Source organism: Arcicella sp. GW458-12-2-14-TSB2 (assembly GCF_059423785.1).
Genome location: NZ_JBWKYN010000042.1, coordinates 1 through 21,116, shown reverse-complemented (window position 1 = coordinate 21,116; position 21,116 = coordinate 1). Strand labels below are relative to the sequence as shown.

Annotated in this window: 19 protein-coding genes; all 19 read left to right on the top strand. The window is 36.5% G+C overall.

The genetic code is table 11. The features are described from left to right. Window positions 1–6 precede the first annotated feature (6 nt). Window positions 7–744, top strand: coding sequence for a hypothetical protein (locus tag AC07XN_RS08375; protein WP_494742705.1), 738 nt, complete (start codon window positions 7–9; stop codon window positions 742–744). An 11-nt stretch (window positions 745–755) separates the two neighbouring features. Further along, entirely contained in the window at window positions 756–1,316 is a 561-nt protein-coding gene (locus AC07XN_RS08370) for a DUF2911 domain-containing protein (RefSeq protein ID WP_494742704.1), read from the top strand. 165 nt (window positions 1,317–1,481) lie between these two features. Beyond that, the gene (locus AC07XN_RS08365; RefSeq protein ID WP_494742703.1) at window positions 1,482–2,477 is read left to right on the top strand and encodes a DUF2231 domain-containing protein; all 996 of its coding nucleotides are present in this window, start codon (window positions 1,482–1,484) and stop codon (window positions 2,475–2,477) included. Continuing rightward, window positions 2,474–4,744: a multicopper oxidase domain-containing protein gene (locus tag AC07XN_RS08360; RefSeq protein WP_494742702.1), complete on the top strand. Its 2,271-nt coding sequence runs from the start codon at window positions 2,474–2,476 to the stop codon at window positions 4,742–4,744. The genes AC07XN_RS08365 and AC07XN_RS08360 overlap by 4 nt, the downstream gene beginning before the upstream one ends. A gap of 84 nt (window positions 4,745–4,828) precedes the next feature. Next, entirely contained in the window at window positions 4,829–5,269 is a 441-nt protein-coding gene (locus tag AC07XN_RS08355; RefSeq protein ID WP_494742701.1) for a Rieske 2Fe-2S domain-containing protein, read from the top strand. A 112-nt stretch (window positions 5,270–5,381) separates the two neighbouring features. Continuing rightward, window positions 5,382–5,693 (top strand): four-helix bundle copper-binding protein, encoded by a 312-nt coding sequence (locus AC07XN_RS08350; protein WP_494742700.1) that lies wholly within the window; start codon window positions 5,382–5,384, stop codon window positions 5,691–5,693. Window positions 5,694–5,767: 74 nt separating this feature from the next. Continuing rightward, window positions 5,768–8,263, top strand: coding sequence for a heavy metal translocating P-type ATPase (locus AC07XN_RS08345; protein ID WP_494742699.1), 2,496 nt, complete (start codon window positions 5,768–5,770; stop codon window positions 8,261–8,263). A gap of 42 nt (window positions 8,264–8,305) precedes the next feature. Next, a complete protein-coding gene (locus AC07XN_RS08340; protein ID WP_494742698.1) occupies window positions 8,306–8,758 on the top strand; it encodes a DUF3659 domain-containing protein in 453 nt (150 codons plus the stop codon). 7 nt (window positions 8,759–8,765) lie between these two features. Beyond that, entirely contained in the window at window positions 8,766–9,416 is a 651-nt protein-coding gene (locus tag AC07XN_RS08335; protein WP_494742697.1) for a class I SAM-dependent methyltransferase, read from the top strand. Then, window positions 9,413–9,574: a hypothetical protein gene (locus tag AC07XN_RS08330; RefSeq protein ID WP_494742696.1), complete on the top strand. Its 162-nt coding sequence runs from the start codon at window positions 9,413–9,415 to the stop codon at window positions 9,572–9,574. The genes AC07XN_RS08335 and AC07XN_RS08330 overlap by 4 nt, the downstream gene beginning before the upstream one ends. Window positions 9,575–9,755: 181 nt before the next feature. Further along, window positions 9,756–11,003 carry a type II restriction enzyme NmeDI-related protein gene (locus tag AC07XN_RS08325; protein ID WP_494742695.1) on the top strand — a complete coding sequence of 416 codons (1,248 nt, stop codon included), beginning with the start codon at window positions 9,756–9,758 and terminating at the stop codon, window positions 11,001–11,003. Between the two features lie 161 nt (window positions 11,004–11,164). After that, the gene (locus tag AC07XN_RS08320; RefSeq protein WP_494742694.1) at window positions 11,165–11,494 is read left to right on the top strand and encodes a DUF6660 family protein; all 330 of its coding nucleotides are present in this window, start codon (window positions 11,165–11,167) and stop codon (window positions 11,492–11,494) included. Window positions 11,495–11,581: 87 nt separating this feature from the next. Further along, window positions 11,582–15,943: a CusA/CzcA family heavy metal efflux RND transporter gene (locus AC07XN_RS08315; RefSeq protein ID WP_494742693.1), complete on the top strand. Its 4,362-nt coding sequence runs from the start codon at window positions 11,582–11,584 to the stop codon at window positions 15,941–15,943. An 11-nt stretch (window positions 15,944–15,954) separates the two neighbouring features. Continuing rightward, a complete protein-coding gene (locus AC07XN_RS08310) occupies window positions 15,955–17,211 on the top strand; it encodes an efflux RND transporter periplasmic adaptor subunit (protein WP_494742692.1) in 1,257 nt (418 codons plus the stop codon). Between the two features lie 33 nt (window positions 17,212–17,244). Then, window positions 17,245–17,949 carry a nickel transport complex, NikM subunit,transmembrane gene (locus AC07XN_RS08305; protein ID WP_494742691.1) on the top strand — a complete coding sequence of 235 codons (705 nt, stop codon included), beginning with the start codon at window positions 17,245–17,247 and terminating at the stop codon, window positions 17,947–17,949. 99 nt (window positions 17,950–18,048) lie between these two features. Further along, complete coding sequence (locus tag AC07XN_RS08300) at window positions 18,049–18,336, top strand: hypothetical protein (protein WP_494742690.1); 288 nt, start codon at window positions 18,049–18,051, stop codon at window positions 18,334–18,336. Next, a complete protein-coding gene (locus AC07XN_RS08295) occupies window positions 18,282–18,818 on the top strand; it encodes a transporter (RefSeq protein ID WP_494742718.1) in 537 nt (178 codons plus the stop codon). Before AC07XN_RS08300 ends, AC07XN_RS08295 begins: the two co-directional genes overlap by 55 nt. A gap of 58 nt (window positions 18,819–18,876) precedes the next feature. Then, window positions 18,877–20,274 (top strand): dihydrolipoyl dehydrogenase, encoded by a 1,398-nt coding sequence (gene lpdA, locus AC07XN_RS08290; protein WP_494742689.1) that lies wholly within the window; start codon window positions 18,877–18,879, stop codon window positions 20,272–20,274. 14 nt (window positions 20,275–20,288) lie between these two features. Then, window positions 20,289–21,020, top strand: a complete 732-nt coding sequence (locus AC07XN_RS08285) for a ZIP family metal transporter (protein ID WP_494742688.1) — start codon at window positions 20,289–20,291, stop codon at window positions 21,018–21,020. The last annotated feature ends 96 nt before the right edge of the window (window positions 21,021–21,116 follow it).

Sequence of the window (21,116 nt, the reverse complement as noted above, 5' to 3'; positions counted from 1 at the left end):
TAAGCCATGAAAAAAGTAGAATTTCATCGAAAAATTAGAAAAACGCATCGTTGGTTAGGTTTAATTTTAGGCATCCAGTTTTTGTTTTGGACGATTGGCGGATTGTATTTCAGTTGGTCAAATATGGATGAAGTTCACGGCGACCATCAAAAAGCCCACGTTCATCCGCTTTCGGCTGATATGCAATTGGTTAATCCGCAAGATATTATCCAAAAAATTAAGCAAAAAGATAGTATTTCTTTTGTATATGACATTCACTTGATTCAGATTTTGGATAAACCAGTCTATCAGATTAGTTATTCAAAAGGGCATGAAAGTAGTAAAAATATTCAATTAGCGGATGCAAAAACGGGAGCACTACGCAACGAACTATCTGAAAAAGAAGCGGTTGAAATAGCCAAAAAAGCCTTTTCTGAAAATGCCAAAGTGAATCAAGTGGAATATTTAACCACCACCAACGGACACCACGAATACCGTGAACAACCTTTACCTGCCATTGCCGTCACTTTTGAACACCCTTCAAATACAACGGTTTATGTAAGTTCAGCATTAGGAACGGTTCAGAAGTTCAGAAATAACAAATGGCGAATCTTCGATTTCTTGTGGATGATGCACACGATGGATTACCAAACCCGTGATAATCTTTCCAATTGGTTATTGAGAGCCTTTTCAATTTTTGGCTTATTTACCATCAGTTCAGGCTTCATTTTATTCTTTGTCAGTCGAAAAAAATCAATCAAATAAATTAAAAAATCATGAAAAAAATTATTGTATTAAATTTCCTTTTGGCACTTACTACTGGTGTTTTTGCCCAACACGAAAACCATCAACCCAAAGCCGATACCAGTAAAACGGCAGTAAAACCCAAAAGCCCAAAAATGACGGCTATGGCAATGGTAGGTACAAATCACGTACATATTGAATACGGTTCACCGAGTGTGAGAGGGCGTAATATTTGGAATGGTTTAGTTGCTTATAATCAAGTATGGTCTTCGGGAGCACACAAAGCTACCTGGATAGATTTTGGTCAAGATATAATGGTTGAAGGTAAAGTTATTCCAAAAGGAAAATACGGATTTTTCACCATTCCCGACAAAGAAAATTGGACGTTGATTTTGAGTAAAACGTGGGATATGCACTTAGCCGATGATTATAAACCAGAAAATGACATCATCCGAATCAAGGTAAAACCCATCAAAAGCGATAAATTAGTGGAAGCCCTCACGTATGAAGTATTACCGACGAATGCCAACGATGGCAAGTTGAAAATGAGTTGGGAGTATTTGAGTGTTGAAATGCCCTTTAAAAATAAGTAGTTGAAATACTTTGAATTTGAATGAGTAATGATAACTAAGACGTTAATGTATTCTTGTCTTGATAAGATTTGAGAGAGGTTATGCAAAATCTCAATTGGTTCGGAACTCCGTATAATCAACATTTTGGAAAAATTTAAAATAAGAAATTAGTAAAATAACAAAGATATGTTTAAAGACTTTCCATCCCTTCATCCATTAGTAATACATTTTCCAGTTGTATTGATACTCATTGCAGTAGCTTTTCAAGTGGCGGTAGTTTGGAAACCCAATTGGGCTCAGATTCGCTTGGCAACATTACTTATTATGGCAGGCGGTTTTTTTTCTGCCTTATTAGTAAGTACTCTTTTTCATGCAATGATTACCCCAAATGCACCCAAAGAAGCCTTAGAAACCTTTGCTAATCATGAAGAATTTGCTCAATATACACTTTGGACATCAGGAATAGTCTTTTTGTTGAGAGGGATAGGTATTTTCTATATAACCAATCGGCGGTCTTATGAAATTATAATTCTTATCGGGGCAATTTTATCAGCTCTTTTTCTTTCAATTGCTGGGCATCATGGTGCAAGACTGACACACGTTTTTGGCGTTGGTCCACAAGGTAAATATTTGATGGAAGAACATGAACACAAAAATCTGGATGGTGTTGGTATGATAGATATGAAAATGGATGGCACATCGCCAATGGAAAATCATACCGAGAAAAAACCTCATGTAGACTCAGGTAGTACAATGCCAAAAATGGAAAATATGCCTAATATGAAATCCAATCAAAATCTTAAAGATGGCACTCAAAAATCTAATATGAAAGAAACGATTGAGATGAAAGGTATGGATATGAAAAAAGATATGGGTGCTATGAAGGGTATGGATATGAAAAAAGGCAAGGGCGACATGAAAGGGTCGGATATGAAAAAGGATATGGGCGATATGAAAGGCATGGATATGAAAAAGGATATGGGCGACATGAAAGGTATGGATATGAAAAAGGATATGGGCGACATGAAAGGCATGGATATGAACAAGGATAAGGGCGACATGAAAGGAATGGATATGAAAAAAGATATGGGAGATATGAAAATGCCTTCAAAAAATGCAATGGATACAATTCGTTTTCAAGATAATAACCCATTGAAGAAAAAGAAACCTAATTTGAAATGAAAAAGATACTGTTTATCCTACTTTTACCAGTGTTAAGTAATGCTCAGATAAAGCATTCAATGCAAATGCGTATGCCTCAAAATGCAGTTATTCAAAAAACTACACCCTATAATACATCTTTAAAACCGTTAGTGATAACTGATAGTGTTTACCGAGGCAAAAAGATAACGTATGATTTATATGTAAATGACACCATAGTAAATTATACGGGCAAAAACCGTAAGGGGGTTTCAATAAATGGCAGTATTCCAGCTCCAACCTTAGAATTTACCGAAGGTGATACAGCCATTATCCATGTCCATAATCTAATGCACATGGAAACATCAATTCACTGGCACGGCTTATTATTACCCAATAAAGAAGACGGTGTACCTTACCTTACCACAGTACCGGTTGAAGCTGGCGAAACGTATACTTTTACTTTTCCACTCATTCAAAGCGGCACTTATTGGTATCACTCACACACTATGTTGCAAGAGCAAAATGGATTGTATGGTTCAATAGTAATACATGCTGCAAAGCCAGAAGCAAAATTAAAAGAATATGTCATGCTTTTATCAGATTGGACGGATAATAAACCAGAACAAGTTTTACGGTATTTAAAAAAAGGTGGAGAATGGTACGCTATCAAAAAAGGGGCATTACAAAGTTATGGTGAAGCCATTGCTGCGGGCTACTTCAAGGACAAAGTTAAACAAGAATGGCAACGAATGCCGGCGATGGATGTATCAGATGTGTATTATGATAAATTTTTAATGAATGGTCAAGAAAAAAGTGAGTTTAAAGACGCAAAACCAGGTGAAGTAGTACGTCTTCGGATTATAAATGGTTCTGCATCTACTTATTTTAATCTGCAATATGGTAATAGCTATATGCGTATAATTGCAACCGATGGTGTAAATGTAAGCCCTGTATCTGTAAATAAATTAGAAATTGCCATTGCCGAAACGTATGACGTACTAATTACTGTTCCAGAAAACGGTACAGCCGAGTTAAGAGCTACTTCTTGGGATGTAACTGGTTATTCGTCAGGATTTTTTGGTAAAGGAACATCTATAAATGCTCCCGAAATTCCCAAACTTAATTATTTCAAAATGATGCGAGAAATGGGTAGTATGAAAATGGACGGGATGGGTATGGAGGGAATGAATATGAAAGGGACGAATATGGATAATATGAAAATGGAGGGAATGGACAAAAAGGGAATGGATATGACAAAGGATTCAAGTTCTACCAAAATGGATATGGGTAATATGGGTGGAATGGAGATGAGAAACATGGAAATGCCAAGTGAATTCAACTATGATATGTTACGTTCAATAAATCCCACTACCATAGATTCGACCTTACCACTCAGAGAAGTAAAATTAAAACTTACGGGTAATATGCTTCGATATATCTGGTCGTTTGATGATAAAACATTATCAAATTCAGACAAAATTACTATTCGTAAGGGGGAAAAAGTGCGATTTATTTTGCAAAATACTACCATGATGCGACACCCAATGCACTTACACGGACATTACTTCCGATTTATTAATGCACAAGGTGAGTACGCTCCATTGAAACATACTTTCGACATTAAACCGATGGAAACCATAACCATTGAGTTTGAAGCCAATGAAGAAAAAGACTGGTTTTTTCACTGTCACATTTTATATCACATGATGAGTGGTATGGCAAGAATAGTGAGTTATGAAGGAAGTGAGCAAAATGAATTTGCAAAGACAAATTACAAAAAATTAAAAAGAGAAGATAATGCTTTATATCCTTGGTATGACTTATCGGTACATTCACAAGGTGCTTGGTTAAGTGGCAATATTTCCAATAATAAAAATGCCTTAGAATTTGAAGGACGGGTAAGTTGGGATGGTAATTATGAAACAGAAACTCATTTACTTAGGTACATAGATAAAAAACAATTTTTGGCATTCTATATTGGATTTGATTCCAGAGCTAACAAAACGTTATCGCTTTATAATGAATCAAACACAAAAGACAACCGTAAAGTATTTGATGCAGGAGTGTATTATTTGTTACCAATGTTAGTCCGTTCAGAATGGCGGGTTGATCAAACAGGTAGAGTTCGTCTTCAATTAGAAAGAAGAGATTTGCCATTGAGTAATAATTTTTTCTTCGATTGGCGGGTTAATACGGATAAAGAATATACGTTAGGGTTTAGATATATGGTGGCAAAACAAATTTCGATAAGTACCAATTATGACAGTGATTACAAATGGGGAATTGGTTTGACATGGCATTACTAAAAATAATACCTAAATTCAACGAATAAATGCTCAAAACAAAGACCTTTTTGAATGTAATAATGTGAATGATAAAATAGTCAAATAATGGAAACAACAAATCAAATTTCTCGGAAAGATTTCTTAAAAAATCTTGGTCTTGGAGGTGCTGTCTTATGGGCTGTTTATTGCACAGGTACATTAACCGCTTGTAAAAATGAAACCGCTGTCGTGCCAGATGTAACACGATTTACGCTTAACCTTGAAGACACTGCCAATGCCAACTTAAAGACAAACGGTGGATATGTCATTAAAAATGATGTAGTCATTGCAAAGACCATGACAGGAACTTTTGTGACAGTAACATTGATTTGTAGTCATCAGCAATTAAAGCAAGTTACCTTTACGAAAAACAATGAATTTTACTGTACGGCTCATGAGGCAAGATATGATACTATGGGAAAGTGTTTAAATCAAAATGGAAGTAATGGTTTAAAAACCTACCCAACAAAGTTGATGGATACTGGTAAAACTTTAGTGGTAGGTTAGAAGCAATCAGATAATTATATAAAATTCATTACGAATTGTGTAACAAATAAAGTGCTGATTATCAGAACTATGTTTTATAGAAACTAATCTATGAAATGTAAACAATTTAAAGATGAAAAATTCAAAAGTATGTATTGATGCCTGTTTAGCTTGCATGATTGAATGTGAAAAATGTGCCACCATGTGTTTAACCATGGCGGGACATGAAGAGTGTGTGAAACTATGTCGTGACTGTGCGGACATTTGTGATTTGTGTGCGAGACTATGTGCCAGAGATTCACAATTTGTGGATGCCCTTTGTGCTTTGTGCGTAAAATGTTGTGAAGCCTGTGCCGCTGAATGTGAAAAACACGCAGATCATGCCGCTTGTTGCAAGGCTTGTGCCGAAGCGTGTAGAAAATGTGCCGAAGCCTGTAAAATGTAAAATTTTAAAAAAAGACATGATTTTTGGAATCAAAGCCAGATGTTCATGTCTTTTTTTTGTAAAATAATTGAAAAATGACCCACACATATCAAGTATCAGGAATGAGTTGTAATGGATGCCGAACTACGGTAGAAAAAACGCTCAACCAAATCGAAGGATTATCTGCCGAAGTTATGTTGAATCCACCAATGGCAACCATCACGATGCAAAAACATATTGCTACTGATGTGCTGCAAACGGCACTTTCTAAGGTTGGAAACTATGTTATTGAAGATGGTGACGGTTCAGAAATGAATTATCATCATGAAGTAAAAGATGCTGAAAACGCAAATATATCAGCCAATGGCACGGGTAAATTCTATTGCCCCATGCACTGCGAAGGAGAAAAAATGTATGACAAAGCGGGAGATTGCCCCGTTTGTGGAATGCACTTGGTTCAAGAACAAACCATAGCCCAGAAAGCACAATATACCTGCCCCATGCACCCCGAAATCATTAGGGATGCCCCAGGTTCTTGTCCAATTTGTGGGATGAATTTAGTGCCAATGCAACCGAGTGATAGCGATGAAAATAAGGTGTATGACGAATTATGGAAGAAAATGAAAGTTGCCATAATTTTCACAGTTCCCGTTTTTGCTATTGCGATGATTTCCATGATTCCCAACAGTCCGTTAATGAAAATGATGGATATGCAAAAATGGAATTATGTGCAGTTTATTTTAACATTGCCAGTGGTTTTTTATGCTTGTTGGATGTTTTTTGTGAGGGCTTGGAAGTCAATTATCACTTGGAATCTCAATATGTTTACGCTCGTAGGAATTGGTACGGGCGTAGCTTTTTTATTCAGTATTGTTGGAATGTTATTCCCAGATTTGTTCCCAAATGAGTTTAAAAGCATGGACGGAACGGTTTCACTATATTTTGAAGCAACCGCCGTCATCTTGACTTTGGTTTTATTAGGGCAATTATTAGAAGCGAAAGCCCACAGTCAAACGAGTGGAGCCATCAGAGAATTGTTAAAATTAGCCCCAACCGAAGCCACTTTGGTTAAGGACGGAAACGATAGCATTATTTCAATCCACGACATAAAAAAAGGGGATTTATTACGGGTAAAACCAGGTGATAAAATCCCCGTAGATGGCAAAATTTCTGAGGGGGAAAGTACCATTGATGAGTCCATGATTACGGGTGAGCCAATTCCAGTGGATAAAATTATGGGTGATGCGGTTAGTTCAGGAACGATAAATGGCAACAAATCTTTTGTGATGATCGCTGAGAAAGTAGGGGCAGAAACCCTACTTTCCCAAATCGTGCAGATGGTTAATAATGCCAGCCGTTCCAAAGCTCCTATTCAGAAATTAGCGGATAATATTGCCAAATATTTTGTGCCAATTGTGGTCATTGTTTCGGCAATAACCTTTGTGATTTGGGCAAAATTTGGCCCAGAACCCGCCTTAGTTTACGGGTTTATTAATGCCATTGCGGTCTTGATAATTGCTTGCCCTTGTGCCTTGGGATTGGCAACACCCATGTCCGTGATGGTGGGCGTTGGCAAAGGAGCAACGTCGGGCGTTTTGATAAAAAATGCCGAAGCCTTAGAGAATTTGAACAAAATAAACGTCTTAATTACGGATAAAACAGGCACAATCACCGAAGGCAAACCTACTGTTGAAAAAGTTTATTCAAGTGAAAATGATGAAGTAAAAATTCTGCAAAATATTGCCTCGCTGAATCAATACAGCGAGCATCCCTTAGCCGAAGCAGTAGTAAAATATGTCAAAACCAAAAATATTTCTCTGATAGAAGTTAAAGATTTTGAGGCTGTTTCGGGCAAAGGAGTTATCGGAACGGTGAATAATAGTAAAGTAGCTTTGGGTAATAAAAAGCTAATGGAGCAAGTAGGAGCAATAATTGCAGGGGATATTGAACAAAAAATTATTGCCGAACAGAAATTGGGGAAGACCGTTTCTTATATTTCTGTTGGTGGAAATGTGGTGGGGTTTGTCTCAATTACTGATGCTATCAAATCAACCAGTAAGGATGCCATTCAGGAATTAATGCGACAAGGTGTCGAGGTAATAATGCTAACGGGGGATAATGAAAATACGGCAAAAGCGGTGGCAACTGAACTACATCTGAGTTCATATAAAGCGAGTTGTTTGCCAGAGGATAAACTCAAAGAAATTAAACGTTTGCAAGCCGAGGGAAAGATAGTGGCAATGGCAGGAGACGGCATAAATGACGCTCCCGCTTTGGCACAAGCTGACATTGGAATTGCAATGGGAACGGGTACGGATGTGGCGATTGAAAGTGCCAAAATAACGCTTGTAAAAGGAGATTTGCAAGGTATTGTGAAAGCCAAAAATTTGAGCCACGCTGTGATGAGAAATATCAAGCAAAATTTATTTTTTGCTTTCATTTATAATGTTTTAGGCGTTCCAATTGCGGCAGGAGTTTTATATCCATTCTTTGGAATTCTACTTTCGCCAATGATTGCCGCCTTAGCGATGAGTTTTAGTTCAGTATCTGTAATTGTAAATGCTTTGAGATTGAAGAGTTTGAAAATTTAATGATATAGTTTAACCAAACGTGGCGACGTACCGCAGAAAAAAATGAAAAATATAATCGGAATTATCGCATTAGTAGTAACCGCTTCTTTAAGTGTATTCGCCCAAAAATCAACGCCAATGGTTGATTCAAAGGGACACATTATGAACCACAATACTATTATTGGTAAAATGACACCAGAAGGCAGTTTTGACCCATCTGGAAAATCAATGACCCAAATCGACGGTAATGGAAACATCGTGGATTTAAACGGAAAAGTTATTGGAAAAGCCCCTAAAAATGGCTCGTTTGTGTATTATTTCAAGGATAACGAAGAGAAATATACCATCGGAAAAGCGAATCATTCAGGAATGTGTAAAGTAACTAATGCCAAAGGTGAAACCGTCATGTTGTTGCACAATAATTATAAGCAACAGGGAGCTTGTGCGGTTCATTGCCTCTATGAAAACCATTGTATGCCCGAAAGTGAAATGAATAAAACTGACCATAAACATTGATACTAATATGCAAGACAAACCATTCATTCCAGCGTTAGGTTATGATTTTTTGACCAATTATTATGACCTAACGATTCGTTTGACGATGCCTGAAAAAAGAATTCGTGAAACACTAATTAAAGAAATTAACCCTCAAAAAGATGAGAAAATTTTAGAATTTGGTTTTGGTACGGGGCAGAATTTAATTAAACTCAAAACACACAATCCTACCATACAGCTTTCTGGACTTGATATTGACCTCAAAGTTAAAGAAATTGCGGAACATAAATTAATAAATCAACAGTTAGGGGTGACTTTGGATTTATATGATGGTGGGATATTTCCTTATCAAGATGCTCAATTTGATAAAGTGTATAGTTGCTTAGTGTTTCATCAATTGGATGTCGATACTAAATGGTTTTGTCTCAAAGAGATTTACCGAGTTTTGAAACCCAATGGCACACTTATTATTGCAGATTGGGGGAAAGCCCAAAATTTACTGATGCGTTTTACCTTTTTATTTGTTCAGTTGTTAGACGGATTCAAAACTACGAATGATAATGTAAAAGGGAAGTTGCCAGATTTTATCAAAGAAGTTGGTTTTAAGGAAATTACAATTTTGCAATCAATTAATACCTTAATTGGTACATTTTCATATTTTAAAGCGGAGAAAAAATGAAAAATAACTGGTTATTTATCTCTGATAAAGCGTTGGATATGCTTTTCAGAAAAGAGTTAAAAAGAAATAAAATTGCGTTTGATGAAACCGCTTGGATTAAAATGAAAATAAAGATGCACAATCACGCTTATATTCAACGACAAATGATACAAATATGAAATTCTTAAAATGGTTATTCAAAAAAATATTTATTAAAAAATGCTGTCAGTGATGTGAATAATAAGTTTATGTATGTTAATATTGGTATTAATAATGATTCTAAAAAGGTGAAAGTTTTATTGAACACCGAACGAAAGACTTATATTACTAATTTTAATAATTTATGAAATTTCATCAATAATGACTACTGATTTAAACCACATTATTTCCCAATACAAAACCGATAGCCAAAGCGTTTTCAATACTTGGTTTATTGATAACGACCAACGACTAAAAGCCTTTCGGACTATCCGTAGAGGGGTTTTGCAGGTGGTAGAAGACATAAAAAGTAAAACCTTTCCTAATGATTTTAAAGGAAGTTCTTTGGAGTTTGTGTTGAGTTGTATAGCCGAACAGAAACAAATATTTGTGGGTATTTCGCATCCCTTTTATTGGAAACCAAAACTGCGAATCCCTGATATTTACGAGCATCAAGGGAATAAAATGGCTTTTGGGCAGTTTTTGGAAAACTGTATTAATGCTAAATCGGAAGAACAAATTATTAAAGAAATTGTCCGATTGGATGCTTTGAAAATAAAAGGTTTAGGTCCAGCCGTTGGAAGTATTTTGTATTTCCTACATCCTACTTTATTCCCACCATTCAATACCGCCATTGTGAATGGATTTAATGCTTTATTCAACGATAAAAAGAAGTTGGGTTCATGGTCTGAATACCTAAAAATCAGAGAGGTATTAATGGAAACCAATAACAAACACAAAGCCCATCTTTCCAACGATTTAGGGGCGATTGCAGGGCTTTTTTTTGAGATTGGAACGCAAAAAATGTTGATTGGTAAAGACGAATATTTGAGCGAAGAAGAAAGAAATAAGTTAGAGAAAAGTATCGAAAAACGTCAAAAGGAAATTCAAGAGGAAAAACAAGAAGATAATCAACATTCTGAAATGCAATTTCACCTCTTGAAAATTGGACAAAGTTTGGGGTATGATGCTTTTGTGGCATCCAATGACCGTTCAAGGTCTTATGATGGAAAAAGTTTCTCATTTATGAGTCCTGATAAATTTCCAACCATCAATTGCGAAAAAGAAACTGCCAATACCATTAAACTGATTGATGTTTTATGGTTTGCGAAAGGTACAAATAATGTAATTTGCGCTTTTGAAGTGGAGAAAAGTACCAGTATTTATTCGGGTATTTTACGATTAACTGACCTCTCCTACTCCATTGCGGACGGGGATGAAATTTTCTATTTAGTCGTACCCAATAGCCGAGAAAAGGACGTAGTTTCACAACTTTCACGCCCCTCTATCAAACAAATAAAAACACCCATTAAGTACATTCTATTCTCAGAACTTCGCCAACATTGCGAGGCACTTTGTCGATTTGGAGAGAATCATCAGATTATGGAGAAGATTGCAAAAAGTGTTTGATTACCTTCGTGAATTCGATATTATGTAAGCTGAATTATCAAAATTTCAACGCATTTTAATAATAGTATGGGATTTAGTGCAGAAGTTACGTTGATAGTTATTAAGATTAAAAATACCCTTTTGCCTACCTGTTGCATCAATTTTTATCGTAAATTTGCTAAATGAAATTCTTTTCAGTCATATTGTCTTTATATATTCTCATTCTTTCGTGTTTGCCTTGTGGTGATATGCAGGATTGTAAGGTATTGGATAATGACAAAAAAACTTTCGCACAAACGAATCACCACGAACACCAAGAAGATTCTGAATCTTGTTCCCCTTTCTGTACTTGTGCCTGTTGTGGTTCAAATATTGGTTTTAGTTTTCAATGCCCCGTTTTAATTACGGACACGCCCCCTTCTTTTTTCCCTCAGCGTGAAAGAATCATGGTAGAAAATGATGCTTTCGCTTCTAACTTTCACGGAAATATCTGGCAACCGCCCAAAATCTAAATTTTAATAACTTACTGTTTTTAATCATTACTGAGAACCTTTTTTCAGTATGGTTTTCTGTATTTTAATAAAATTTATATTCAAAAAATGTTAGATAAAATCATTCATTTTTCCATCAATAATAAATTTATTGTGGGATTATTCACCTTGGCGTTGGTACTGGTGGGAGCGTATTCTCTTTCCCGATTACCCATTGATGCCTTACCCGATATTACCAATAATCAGGTTCAAATTATCACGACTTCTCCCACTTTGGCAACCCAAGAAGTTGAACAATTTATTACTTATCCCATTGAACAATCCGTAAAATCTATTCCAAAAGTGGTCGAATTACGTTCCATTAGCCGTTTTGGGCTGAGTGTGGTTACGGTAGTTTTTGAAGAAGAAGTAGATATTTATTGGGCAAGAACCCAAATTTCGGAGCGATTAAAAGAAGCCCAAGATAGAATTCCCAAAGGATTGGGAAATCCTAATTTAGCCCCCATCAGTACAGGTTTAGGAGAAATTTATCAGTACGTGGTTTTTCCGAAAAAAGGGTTTGAACAAAAATATGATGCCACCGAATTACGCACGATTCAGGACTGGATTGTACGTCCACAATTGATTGGTACAAAAGGAGTTGCCGAAGTAAATACTTTGGGTGGTTTCTTGAAACAGTACGAAATTGCGGTACAACCAGATAAGCTGAAAAGCATGAACACCACCATTACGGAAATCTTTGAAGCCCTCGAAAAAAACAACGAAAATACGGGCGGTGCCTACATTGACAAAAAGCCATACGCTTATTTTATCAGAGGGATTGGTATGGTCAATTCAATGGACGATATTAATAAAATTGTAGTAAAAAATAACAACGGAATACCCATCTTAATCCGAGATGTAGCAACCGTTCAGCGTGGCAGTAGTGTCCGTTATGGGGCAGTTACCAAAGACGGAAAAGGCGAAGAAGTAACAGGAATGGTCATGATGCTGAAAGGTGAAAACAGTTCAGAAGTGGTGGGGAGAGTAAAAGTAAAAATGGAACAAATCAAAAAATCATTGCCAGAAGGTGTTGATATTGAGCCATTTATGGATAGAGCTAACTTGGTCAGTCGAGCCATTAATACGGTTAAGACCAATTTAATCGAAGGAGCTTTAATTGTCATTTTCGTCTTGGTTTTACTTTTAGGTAATTGGCGAGCGGGTTTAGTGGTGGCATCGGTGATTCCTTTGGCTCTACTTTTTGCCGTGAGTATGATGAATCTTTTTGGCGTTAGTGGTAACCTGATGAGTTTGGGAGCCATTGATTTTGGTTTGATTGTGGACGGGGCAGTAATCATCGTAGAAGCCATCATTCACAGTTTACATCTCAATCCAGAAGGCAAACTTTCGAGTAAAGCAATGGATGAAAAAGTGTATGAAGCATCGGTGAAAATACGAAGTAGTGCTGCCTTTGGCGAAATCATTATTCTGATTGTTTATCTGCCTATTTTGGCATTGGTCGGTATTGAGGGAAAGATGTTTAAACCAATGGCACAAACCGTTTCATTTGCCATATTGGGGGCTTTTATTCTTTCATTGACCTACGTTCCGATGATTTCCGCTTTGTTTCTCAGTAAAACGATTTCTCACAAAAAGAATATTTCTGATAAAATAATTGATGCTATTTATCGAGTGTATCAACCGCTTTTATCTTGGGGTTTAACCATGAAAAAAACAGTTGTAGGCATCGCTTTATTATTGTTAATCATTGCCTTGTTTGTTTTTAGCAAAATGGGTGGGGAATTTATCCCAACACTCGATGAAGGCGATATTGCCGCCAATGTCATTATTGCTTCGGGGAGTTCACTTTCGCAAGAAGTGGAAGCCACCACCAAAGCGGAGCAAATTCTGAAAGCAAAATTTCCAGAAATAGAAATGATAGTGAGTAAAATAGGAAGTGCCGAAATCCCGACTGACCCAATGCCGATGGAAGCCGCCGACATTGTGATTAAAATGAAGGATAGAAAATATTGGACATCTGCCGAAACCAAAGAAGAAATGATGGAAAAAATGGAAGAAGCTCTTTCGGATATTCCTGGGGTAAGTACCGAATTTTCGCAACCAATTCAACTCCGTTTTAACGAATTAATTTCGGGAGTTAAAAGTGATGTAGCCATCAAAATATTTGGGGAAGATATAGAAATGCTGGTGAGTAAAGGCGAAGAAACCCTAAAACTAATTCAAGGGGTTGAAGGCGTAACGGATGCCAAAGCCGAGCGAGTAAGCGGTTTACCACAAATTACGGTTCGTTATAACAAAGATAAATTGGCTTTGTACGGTTTGAACGTGGGCGATTTGAATAAAGTGATTCGGACGGGATTTGCAGGAGAAACCGCAGGGTACGTCTATGAAGGTGAAAAACGATTTGATATGGTCGTTCGTTTGGCACAAGATAGCCGTCAGGACATTACCAACCTGAAAACACTTTTTGTTACCCTCCCATCGGGAAACCAAATTCCTTTGGAGCAAGTGGCAGACATCAACTTTGAACCTGGTCCCATGCAGATAAGTAGAGAAGATGGAAAACGAAGAATTACCGTAGGATTTAATGTTAGAGGCAAAGATGTAAAAACGATTGTCGATGAAATTCAGCAAAAATTAGACGCAAAACTAACACTTCCTGCGGGATATTATATCACTTATGGAGGGCAATTTGAAAACTTAGTAGAAGCCAATAAACGTTTGGCAGTGGCAGTTCCCGTGGCTCTTTTACTCATTTTTGTGTTGTTGTTTTTTACGTTTAATTCAGTAAAACAGTCCATTTTAATTTTTACGGCTATCCCTTTTTCAGCCATTGGGGGTGTGTTTGCCCTGTGGTTGCGTGGAATGCCATTCAGTATTTCGGCAGGGGTTGGTTTTATTGCCCTTTTTGGCGTGGCAGTGCTAAATGGAATCGTATTGATTGGCTATTTTAATCAACTAAAAGCCGAAGGAATAAACGATGTTTTGGAGCGAATAAAAGAAGGAACAAAGACCCGACTACGCCCCGTAATCATGACGGCTTCGGTGGCATCTTTGGGTTTTTTACCCATGGCATTAAGTAATAGTGCAGGGGCAGAAGTACAGAAACCATTGGCAACGGTGGTGATTGGGGGACTCATTACGGCTACTCTACTGACCCTGATAGTATTGCCCATTCTGTATTTTTACTTTGAAAATGGTTTCAAGGCAAAGACAAAAAAGGTTGTTTCAACGCTTTCAGTCTTGTTTTTGTTATTAATGGGAGGTAATATAAACGCTCAAAATACTCAAATCTTACCAACCCTCACTTTGCCAGAAGCTCTTGACATGGGGGTAAAAAATAATCTTTTAATTCAAGTAAATGAGTTAGATATTGAACTGCAAAATCAGTTGAAAGGTACGGCTTTGCAAATACCAAAAGCCAACATCAACACCATGTTAGGTCAGTATAATACCCGAAATTTTGACCAAAATTACAGCATATCCCAAAGTTTTAATCCGTATTTATTGAAAGCTCAGAAAGGTTTATTGAACGCCAATGTTAAAAATGCAGAATTAAGAAAGAACCTCACAAAACAGCAAATTACCTCCGAGATTAGACAATCGTGGAACGCCATTTTATACCTGCAACAAGTAAATCGAAATAATTTTCAACAAGATTCATTGCTCAAAATTTTCGTGAATGCTTCTGCCTTACGGTTCAAAACGGGTGAGACCAATCAGTTAGAAAAGACAACTGCCATTACGAAGGAACAAGAATTGCAACAACAAATTAAGCAAAATGAAAACTTCATCGTCATTGAAAAAACAAAGTTGAAAACTCTTTTGAATCTTAAAACGGATTTTGAAGTAAGTCCTACCGATTTTGTCCCCGTCAATTTTATGGCGTTGATGGATTCAACGATGCTCAGACAAAATCCGTCCCTGCAACTCGCTATCCAACAAATTGACGTGGCACGGGCTAAAAAAGAAGTGGATAAAGCCCAAATAAAACCCGAATTCACGGGCGGATATTTCATACAATCACTCACGGGAAATCAAGAAGTGGAAAGCAAAACCGTTTATTATAATGGCATTCCTCGTTTTCAGGGCATTACGCTTGGCGTATCAATTCCCATATTTGGCACAAAAAGTAATAAGGCAAAAATACGAGCATCGGAAACCAGTATTTTAATGGAAAGTAAAAACGTAGAACTCCAACAAAGTCAATTAAACGGAGCCTATACCCAAGAAATACAACAGCTTACTGCCTCAAAATCTTTGTTGGATTATTACCGAAATGCTGCCATTCCTAATGCCAGAATTATTGTCCAAAATGCCGCCAAAGCCTATTTCAACGGGGATATTTCATACATCGAATACCTGCAAGGAATTCAAACCGCCCGAGAAATTCAGCTTAATAATTTGCAAGCCATTTATTCTTATAACCAGAGCGTTATCAACCTTCAATTTTTGTTAAATAACTAAATATCAGAAAAATGAATAAGAAAATCACATATATCCTTAGTGCATTATTTTTAACTTTTGCCTTATCAAATTGTAAAAATACTGCCAAACCAGAAACCAAAGAAGAAGCCAAGCCAGCAACGGAATCCACCGTGAAAGAAGTGGAACTGAACGAAGCACAATTCAAAAATTCCGACATCATTTTAGGAACTTACGAATTAAAGAATTTAAGCGAAGTAATTAACACAAATGGTTATACCAAACTACCCCCACAAAATCAGGCGGATGTTTCGGTGTTCATGGGTGGAATTGTCAAAACTATCAACGTTATTGAAGGGCAATTTGTAAGAAAAGGGCAATCATTAGCAACCATTCAGAGTTTAGCATTTAATAATTTACGCTTAGAAAAGGAAAAATTACAAGCGGAATTACAAACAGCAAAAGTGAATAAAGATTATTTAGAACTCGAATATGCCCGACAAAAAGAATTGACCGATGAAAATGTAAATGCTAAAAAAGTATTCCAAAAAGTAAGTTCTGATTTGGATTTAGAAAAGAAGAAAATTGAAACTTTTCAAAGACAAATTTCTATCATGGGGCAAACTTTGCAAATGGGTGGCAGTTCAGAAACGCCTATTTTAGCCGTTCCAGCCCCCATTACGGGCTACATTACCGCCGTGAATATAAAAATTGGCAGTAATGCCGAAGTGGGAACTCCCCTATTTTCCATTGTGGATAATTCAAAAATGCACGTGGATTTATTGGTGTATGAAAAGGATTTAAACAAAGTCAAAGTAGGGCAGAATGTCCGTTTTATCTTGACCAATCAAAACAATGTAGAAATCAAAGGGAAGATTTTTAGTATTGGAAAATCCTTTGCCAACGAAAGCAAATCCGTAGCCGTTCACGCTGATATTGTGAATGAAAAGCAAATGTTGATTTCTGGAATGTACGTGAATGCTTTGATTGATGTGGGAGCAATCACCGTGCAAGCCTTACCCACGGATGCCATCGTAAAAGCCGATGGACGAGAGTTTATGTTTGTGATGGAAGAAGGTCACGAAGAGAAAAAACAGAACGAAACCACAACCGACAAAACGGAGAAAACCGAAGGGAAAACCTATCATTTTCAAAGAATTGAAGTAAAAATGGGCAATGGACAATTAGGATTCGTGCAAGTTACGCCCCTGCAAACGGTTGAAAAAAATGCCAAAATCGTAACGAAGGGAGCATATTATATCCAAAGTCATTTACTGAAAAGTGAAGGTGGTGGCGGAGATGAAGATTAATGAGTAAATTTAAAATTTAAAAACCAAAATCAAATGAAAAAAACAATCGTATTACTCGCTATTTTATTATTCCCCTTTATACTATCTGCCCACGGGGATTGGCTGGAAGTAAAAGGTTCTGGCAAAGTGGGAGAACCCGCCAAAATCCAGTTAGTTTTTGGAGCTTACGAAAACCAAGAACGAGTAAAAGGAGCTAAAATAGCATTTTTGAAAGATTTTACGGTGTATGTAATTGATGCCAAAGGCAACAAAATACCCATTTCTCTTACCCAAACAGAGACTTGTTTTGAAGGAACTTTCACACCAACTTCCGAAGGTTTGTTTCAAATAATTGGCATTAATGAAGTAAGAGAAGTCGTGGATTGGACGGTTCATGGTTTTGATGTTCTCAGACCAACGGAGTATTTAAGAACGCAATATGTTGTTGGAAAAAGTGCCGAAAATGCTTCTGAACAAGGTTTTTTAGACGTTATTCCTACAAAAATGAATGAAGATATTAAGCTGACTGCCTTCAAAAATAAAGGAATAAATCCCAAAGCAAAACTAACCATCACGAATCCAGAAGGTTGGGAGAAGTTCAAGTTTACGGATGCCAAAGGCGAAGCTATTTTCAAACCCAACATGAAAGGAATGTATATGGTAGAGATGGAATATTTGGACAAAACGGCTGGAAATTTCAAAGGGAAAGACTACAAGATGGTCAGAAATAAATTTTCGTTGATGATTGTGGTAGATTAATATTTTCAAAATTTATGATTTATAAATATATCTAAAAATATTTTTAGATTAATCTAAATTTATATCTTTACGTTAGAATTAATTTAACGTAAAGATATAATGTTGAAAATAAATTTATTAGCTGGAATTATTGGAATCTTTCTTTCTTATGAAAGCATTTCACAATCGCCAATTCAGTTGGACAGACCCGACCAAACAGAATGCCCTTTTATCGTTCCAGTTGGATATATTCAAGCTGAAAATGGATTGACATTTGAGAACATAAATGATAAAAATCAATCATTAGCCTACCCTACAACACTATGGAAATTAGGGATTTCTAAAAATTTTGAATTTCGTCTGATAACAGAGTTAGTTTCGGAAAAAAAGACGGTGCAAGAACCGTAGGTATTACACCCATAACCGTTGGTTTTAAGGTTAATATTACCCAAGAAAAGGGAATTATTCCCACAACCTCTTTCATTGGTCATTTAACAGTTCCAAATGTTGCAACCAGAGAATTTGACATTAATTATTATGCTCCATCGTATAGATTCACGATGCAACATACTTTATCAAAAAGGTTTTCATTAGCTTATAATTTGGGAACAGAATGGGATGGTGAAACACCACAGCCAACGTTTCTTTATACGCTAACCACAGGATTTGCAATTACTGAAAAGATTGGTTCATACATAGAAATTTACGGCTTTTTGCCACAAAAACAATCCATTGATAATCGAATGGACGGGGGTTTAACTTACTTAGTCAATAACGATATTATTCTTGATATTTCGGGTGGATTTGGGATAACCGAAAATGCTCCAAAATACTTCTTTTCGCTTGGATTTTCGTACCGATTTAACACTAAATTTTTCAATAAAAAATAATGGAATACAAACATATTTATGATAAAGACGGTATTAATTAACCAATAAATTCAATAAAATGCAATACAATCTTATTATTATAGGTTCTGGTCCTGGCGGATATGTTGCCGCAATCAGAGCCGCCCAATTGGGATTATCAGTCGCTATAATCGAAAAATATAGCACGTTAGGTGGAACTTGCCTCAATGTAGGTTGTATTCCTTCTAAATCGTTACTCGACAGTTCCGAACATTTTTTTAATGCAGTCCATACTTTTGCCGAACACGGTATTAAAATTGGTAATCCAGAAGCTGACATTGTTCAAATGGTAACTCGTAAAAATGGTGTAATCAAAAAAATCAATGATGGCATTAATTTTTTAATGAAAAAAAACAAAATTACTGTTTATCAAGGTTTAGGCTCATTTATTGATAAAAATACGATAAAAATCATCAAAGAAGACGGCTCGTCAGAGAGCCTTGTAGCTGAAAATATAATCATCGCTACGGGGTCAAAACCAACGATTTTGCCATTTATTCCTATTGATAAAAAACGTATTTTAACCTCTACCGAAGCATTAAGTTTAGGTGAAATTCCTAAAAACCTAATCATTATTGGAGCAGGTGTTATTGGTGCAGAAATGGGTTCGGTTTATGCTCGTTTAGGGTCAAAAATTACTTTTGTAGAATTTGCTGATGCCATGATTCCCACAATGGATAAAACAATGGGGAAAGAGTTACAAAAAGCTATGAACAAAGATTTTTCCCCTAATTTCTATTTTTCTCATAAAGTTACAAAAGTTGAAAACACGGGAGACGAAGTAATTGTAACCGCCGAGAGCAACGGACAAACGGTTGAACTAAAAGGAGATTATTGTTTAGTATCAATTGGCAGAAAACCATTTACGGAAGGCTTAAATTTAGAAAGTTTAGGAATCATTTTAGATAAAGGAAAAATCCCTGTGGATGAAAAGACTTTGCAAACTATTGTACCCAATATATATGCCATCGGCGATGTAATTCGTGGAGCAATGTTGGCACACAAAGCATCAGAAGAAGGAGTCTTAGTCGTAGAAATTATTGCTGGACAAAAGCCACATATCAATTATAACCTGATTCCAAACGTGGTTTATACTTGGCCCGAAGTAGCCTCAGTAGGGCAAACGGAGGAGCAATTAAAAGAAAAAGCAATTGCTTATAAAATAGGTAGTTTCCCTTTCAAAGCCTTGGGTAGAGCAGTAGCAAGTGGCGATGAACAAGGATTAGTGAAAGTTTTGTCCGATAAAAATACGGATGAAATCTTAGGCGTACATATTATTGGAGCAAGAGCCGCTGATTTAATTTCCGAAGCTGTATCATTGATGGAGTTTAGAGCATCTGCCGAAGATGTAATTAGAACGAGTCACGCCCATCCAACCTATGCCGAAGCATTCCGAGAAGCCTGCATGGCAACCGATAATAGAGCCATTCACATTTAATCAAAATAATCAACATGACCGAAATTTCAGCAGTTTATTTGTACGCATTAATTCCCGTTTTTTCTATTCTTTTGGGTGGAATCGTAGGGTTATTCACCAAGCCGAGCGGAGCTTTCAATAGCTCTGTTTTGCACTTTGCCGCAGGAGTAGTTTTCTCAGTTGTTGCCGTAGAATTATTACCCGACATTATTAAAAATCACAAACCCATTGAAGTAGGTATTGGATTTAGTTTGGGCATAATCACGATGCTTTCAGTAAAGTTTTTTGCTGAAAAGTTTGAAGAAAAAAATAATAAGAATCAAGTACAAAAAGCCTTACCAATGGGTTTATTGGTAGCTTTGGGGATTGATTTAGTGATTGACGGTTTATTATTAGGGGTTGGATTTGCCGCAGGAAATACGGAAGGCATTTTGCTTTCTGTGGCTTTGGCATTAGAAACATTCTCATTGGGATTAGCCGTAATTTTGGCTTGTGCTGATGCACAATTATCTAAATCAAAAAACTTAACTATTTCACTGGTTTTAGGTCTTCTGTTCTTTGTAGGGGCAGTTATTGGGATTACATTACTATCAAATTTATCCCAAGAATTATTAGAATTGGTACTGTCATTTGGTTTGGCGGCTCTTCTTTTCTTAGTAATTGAAGAATTATTGATTGAAGCCCACGAAGAAAAAGAAACACTTTTTCAAACGTGTATGTTCTTCATGGGATTTTTAATATTTCTATTAATCGGTATGGTGGCATAAAATTATATGGAAAATAAAATAAAACATCATTGGATTGAAAAAATTACTGGCGTGAAGAGATTAATTATTTCCTTATTATTTTCAATTATCGTTTAC

Coding starts and splice junctions, on each gene's coding strand:
- AC07XN_RS08365 (WP_494742703.1), top strand. CDS start 1,482: ATGTTTAAAGACTTTCCATCCCTTCATCCATTAGTAATACATTTTCCA.
- AC07XN_RS08360 (WP_494742702.1), top strand. CDS start 2,474: ATGAAAAAGATACTGTTTATCCTACTTTTACCAGTGTTAAGTAATGCT.
- AC07XN_RS08300 (WP_494742690.1), top strand. CDS start 18,049: ATGTTGAAAATAAATTTATTAGCTGGAATTATTGGAATCTTTCTTTCT.
- lpdA (WP_494742689.1), top strand. CDS start 18,877: ATGCAATACAATCTTATTATTATAGGTTCTGGTCCTGGCGGATATGTT.
- AC07XN_RS08310 (WP_494742692.1), top strand. CDS start 15,955: ATGAATAAGAAAATCACATATATCCTTAGTGCATTATTTTTAACTTTT.
- AC07XN_RS08315 (WP_494742693.1), top strand. CDS start 11,582: ATGTTAGATAAAATCATTCATTTTTCCATCAATAATAAATTTATTGTG.
- AC07XN_RS08345 (WP_494742699.1), top strand. CDS start 5,768: ATGACCCACACATATCAAGTATCAGGAATGAGTTGTAATGGATGCCGA.
- AC07XN_RS08325 (WP_494742695.1), top strand. CDS start 9,756: ATGACTACTGATTTAAACCACATTATTTCCCAATACAAAACCGATAGC.
- AC07XN_RS08330 (WP_494742696.1), top strand. CDS start 9,413: ATGAAAAATAACTGGTTATTTATCTCTGATAAAGCGTTGGATATGCTT.
- AC07XN_RS08320 (WP_494742694.1), top strand. CDS start 11,165: ATGAAATTCTTTTCAGTCATATTGTCTTTATATATTCTCATTCTTTCG.
- AC07XN_RS08370 (WP_494742704.1), top strand. CDS start 756: ATGAAAAAAATTATTGTATTAAATTTCCTTTTGGCACTTACTACTGGT.
- AC07XN_RS08340 (WP_494742698.1), top strand. CDS start 8,306: ATGAAAAATATAATCGGAATTATCGCATTAGTAGTAACCGCTTCTTTA.
- AC07XN_RS08350 (WP_494742700.1), top strand. CDS start 5,382: ATGAAAAATTCAAAAGTATGTATTGATGCCTGTTTAGCTTGCATGATT.
- AC07XN_RS08305 (WP_494742691.1), top strand. CDS start 17,245: ATGAAAAAAACAATCGTATTACTCGCTATTTTATTATTCCCCTTTATA.
- AC07XN_RS08285 (WP_494742688.1), top strand. CDS start 20,289: ATGACCGAAATTTCAGCAGTTTATTTGTACGCATTAATTCCCGTTTTT.
- AC07XN_RS08355 (WP_494742701.1), top strand. CDS start 4,829: ATGGAAACAACAAATCAAATTTCTCGGAAAGATTTCTTAAAAAATCTT.
- AC07XN_RS08335 (WP_494742697.1), top strand. CDS start 8,766: ATGCAAGACAAACCATTCATTCCAGCGTTAGGTTATGATTTTTTGACC.
- AC07XN_RS08375 (WP_494742705.1), top strand. CDS start 7: ATGAAAAAAGTAGAATTTCATCGAAAAATTAGAAAAACGCATCGTTGG.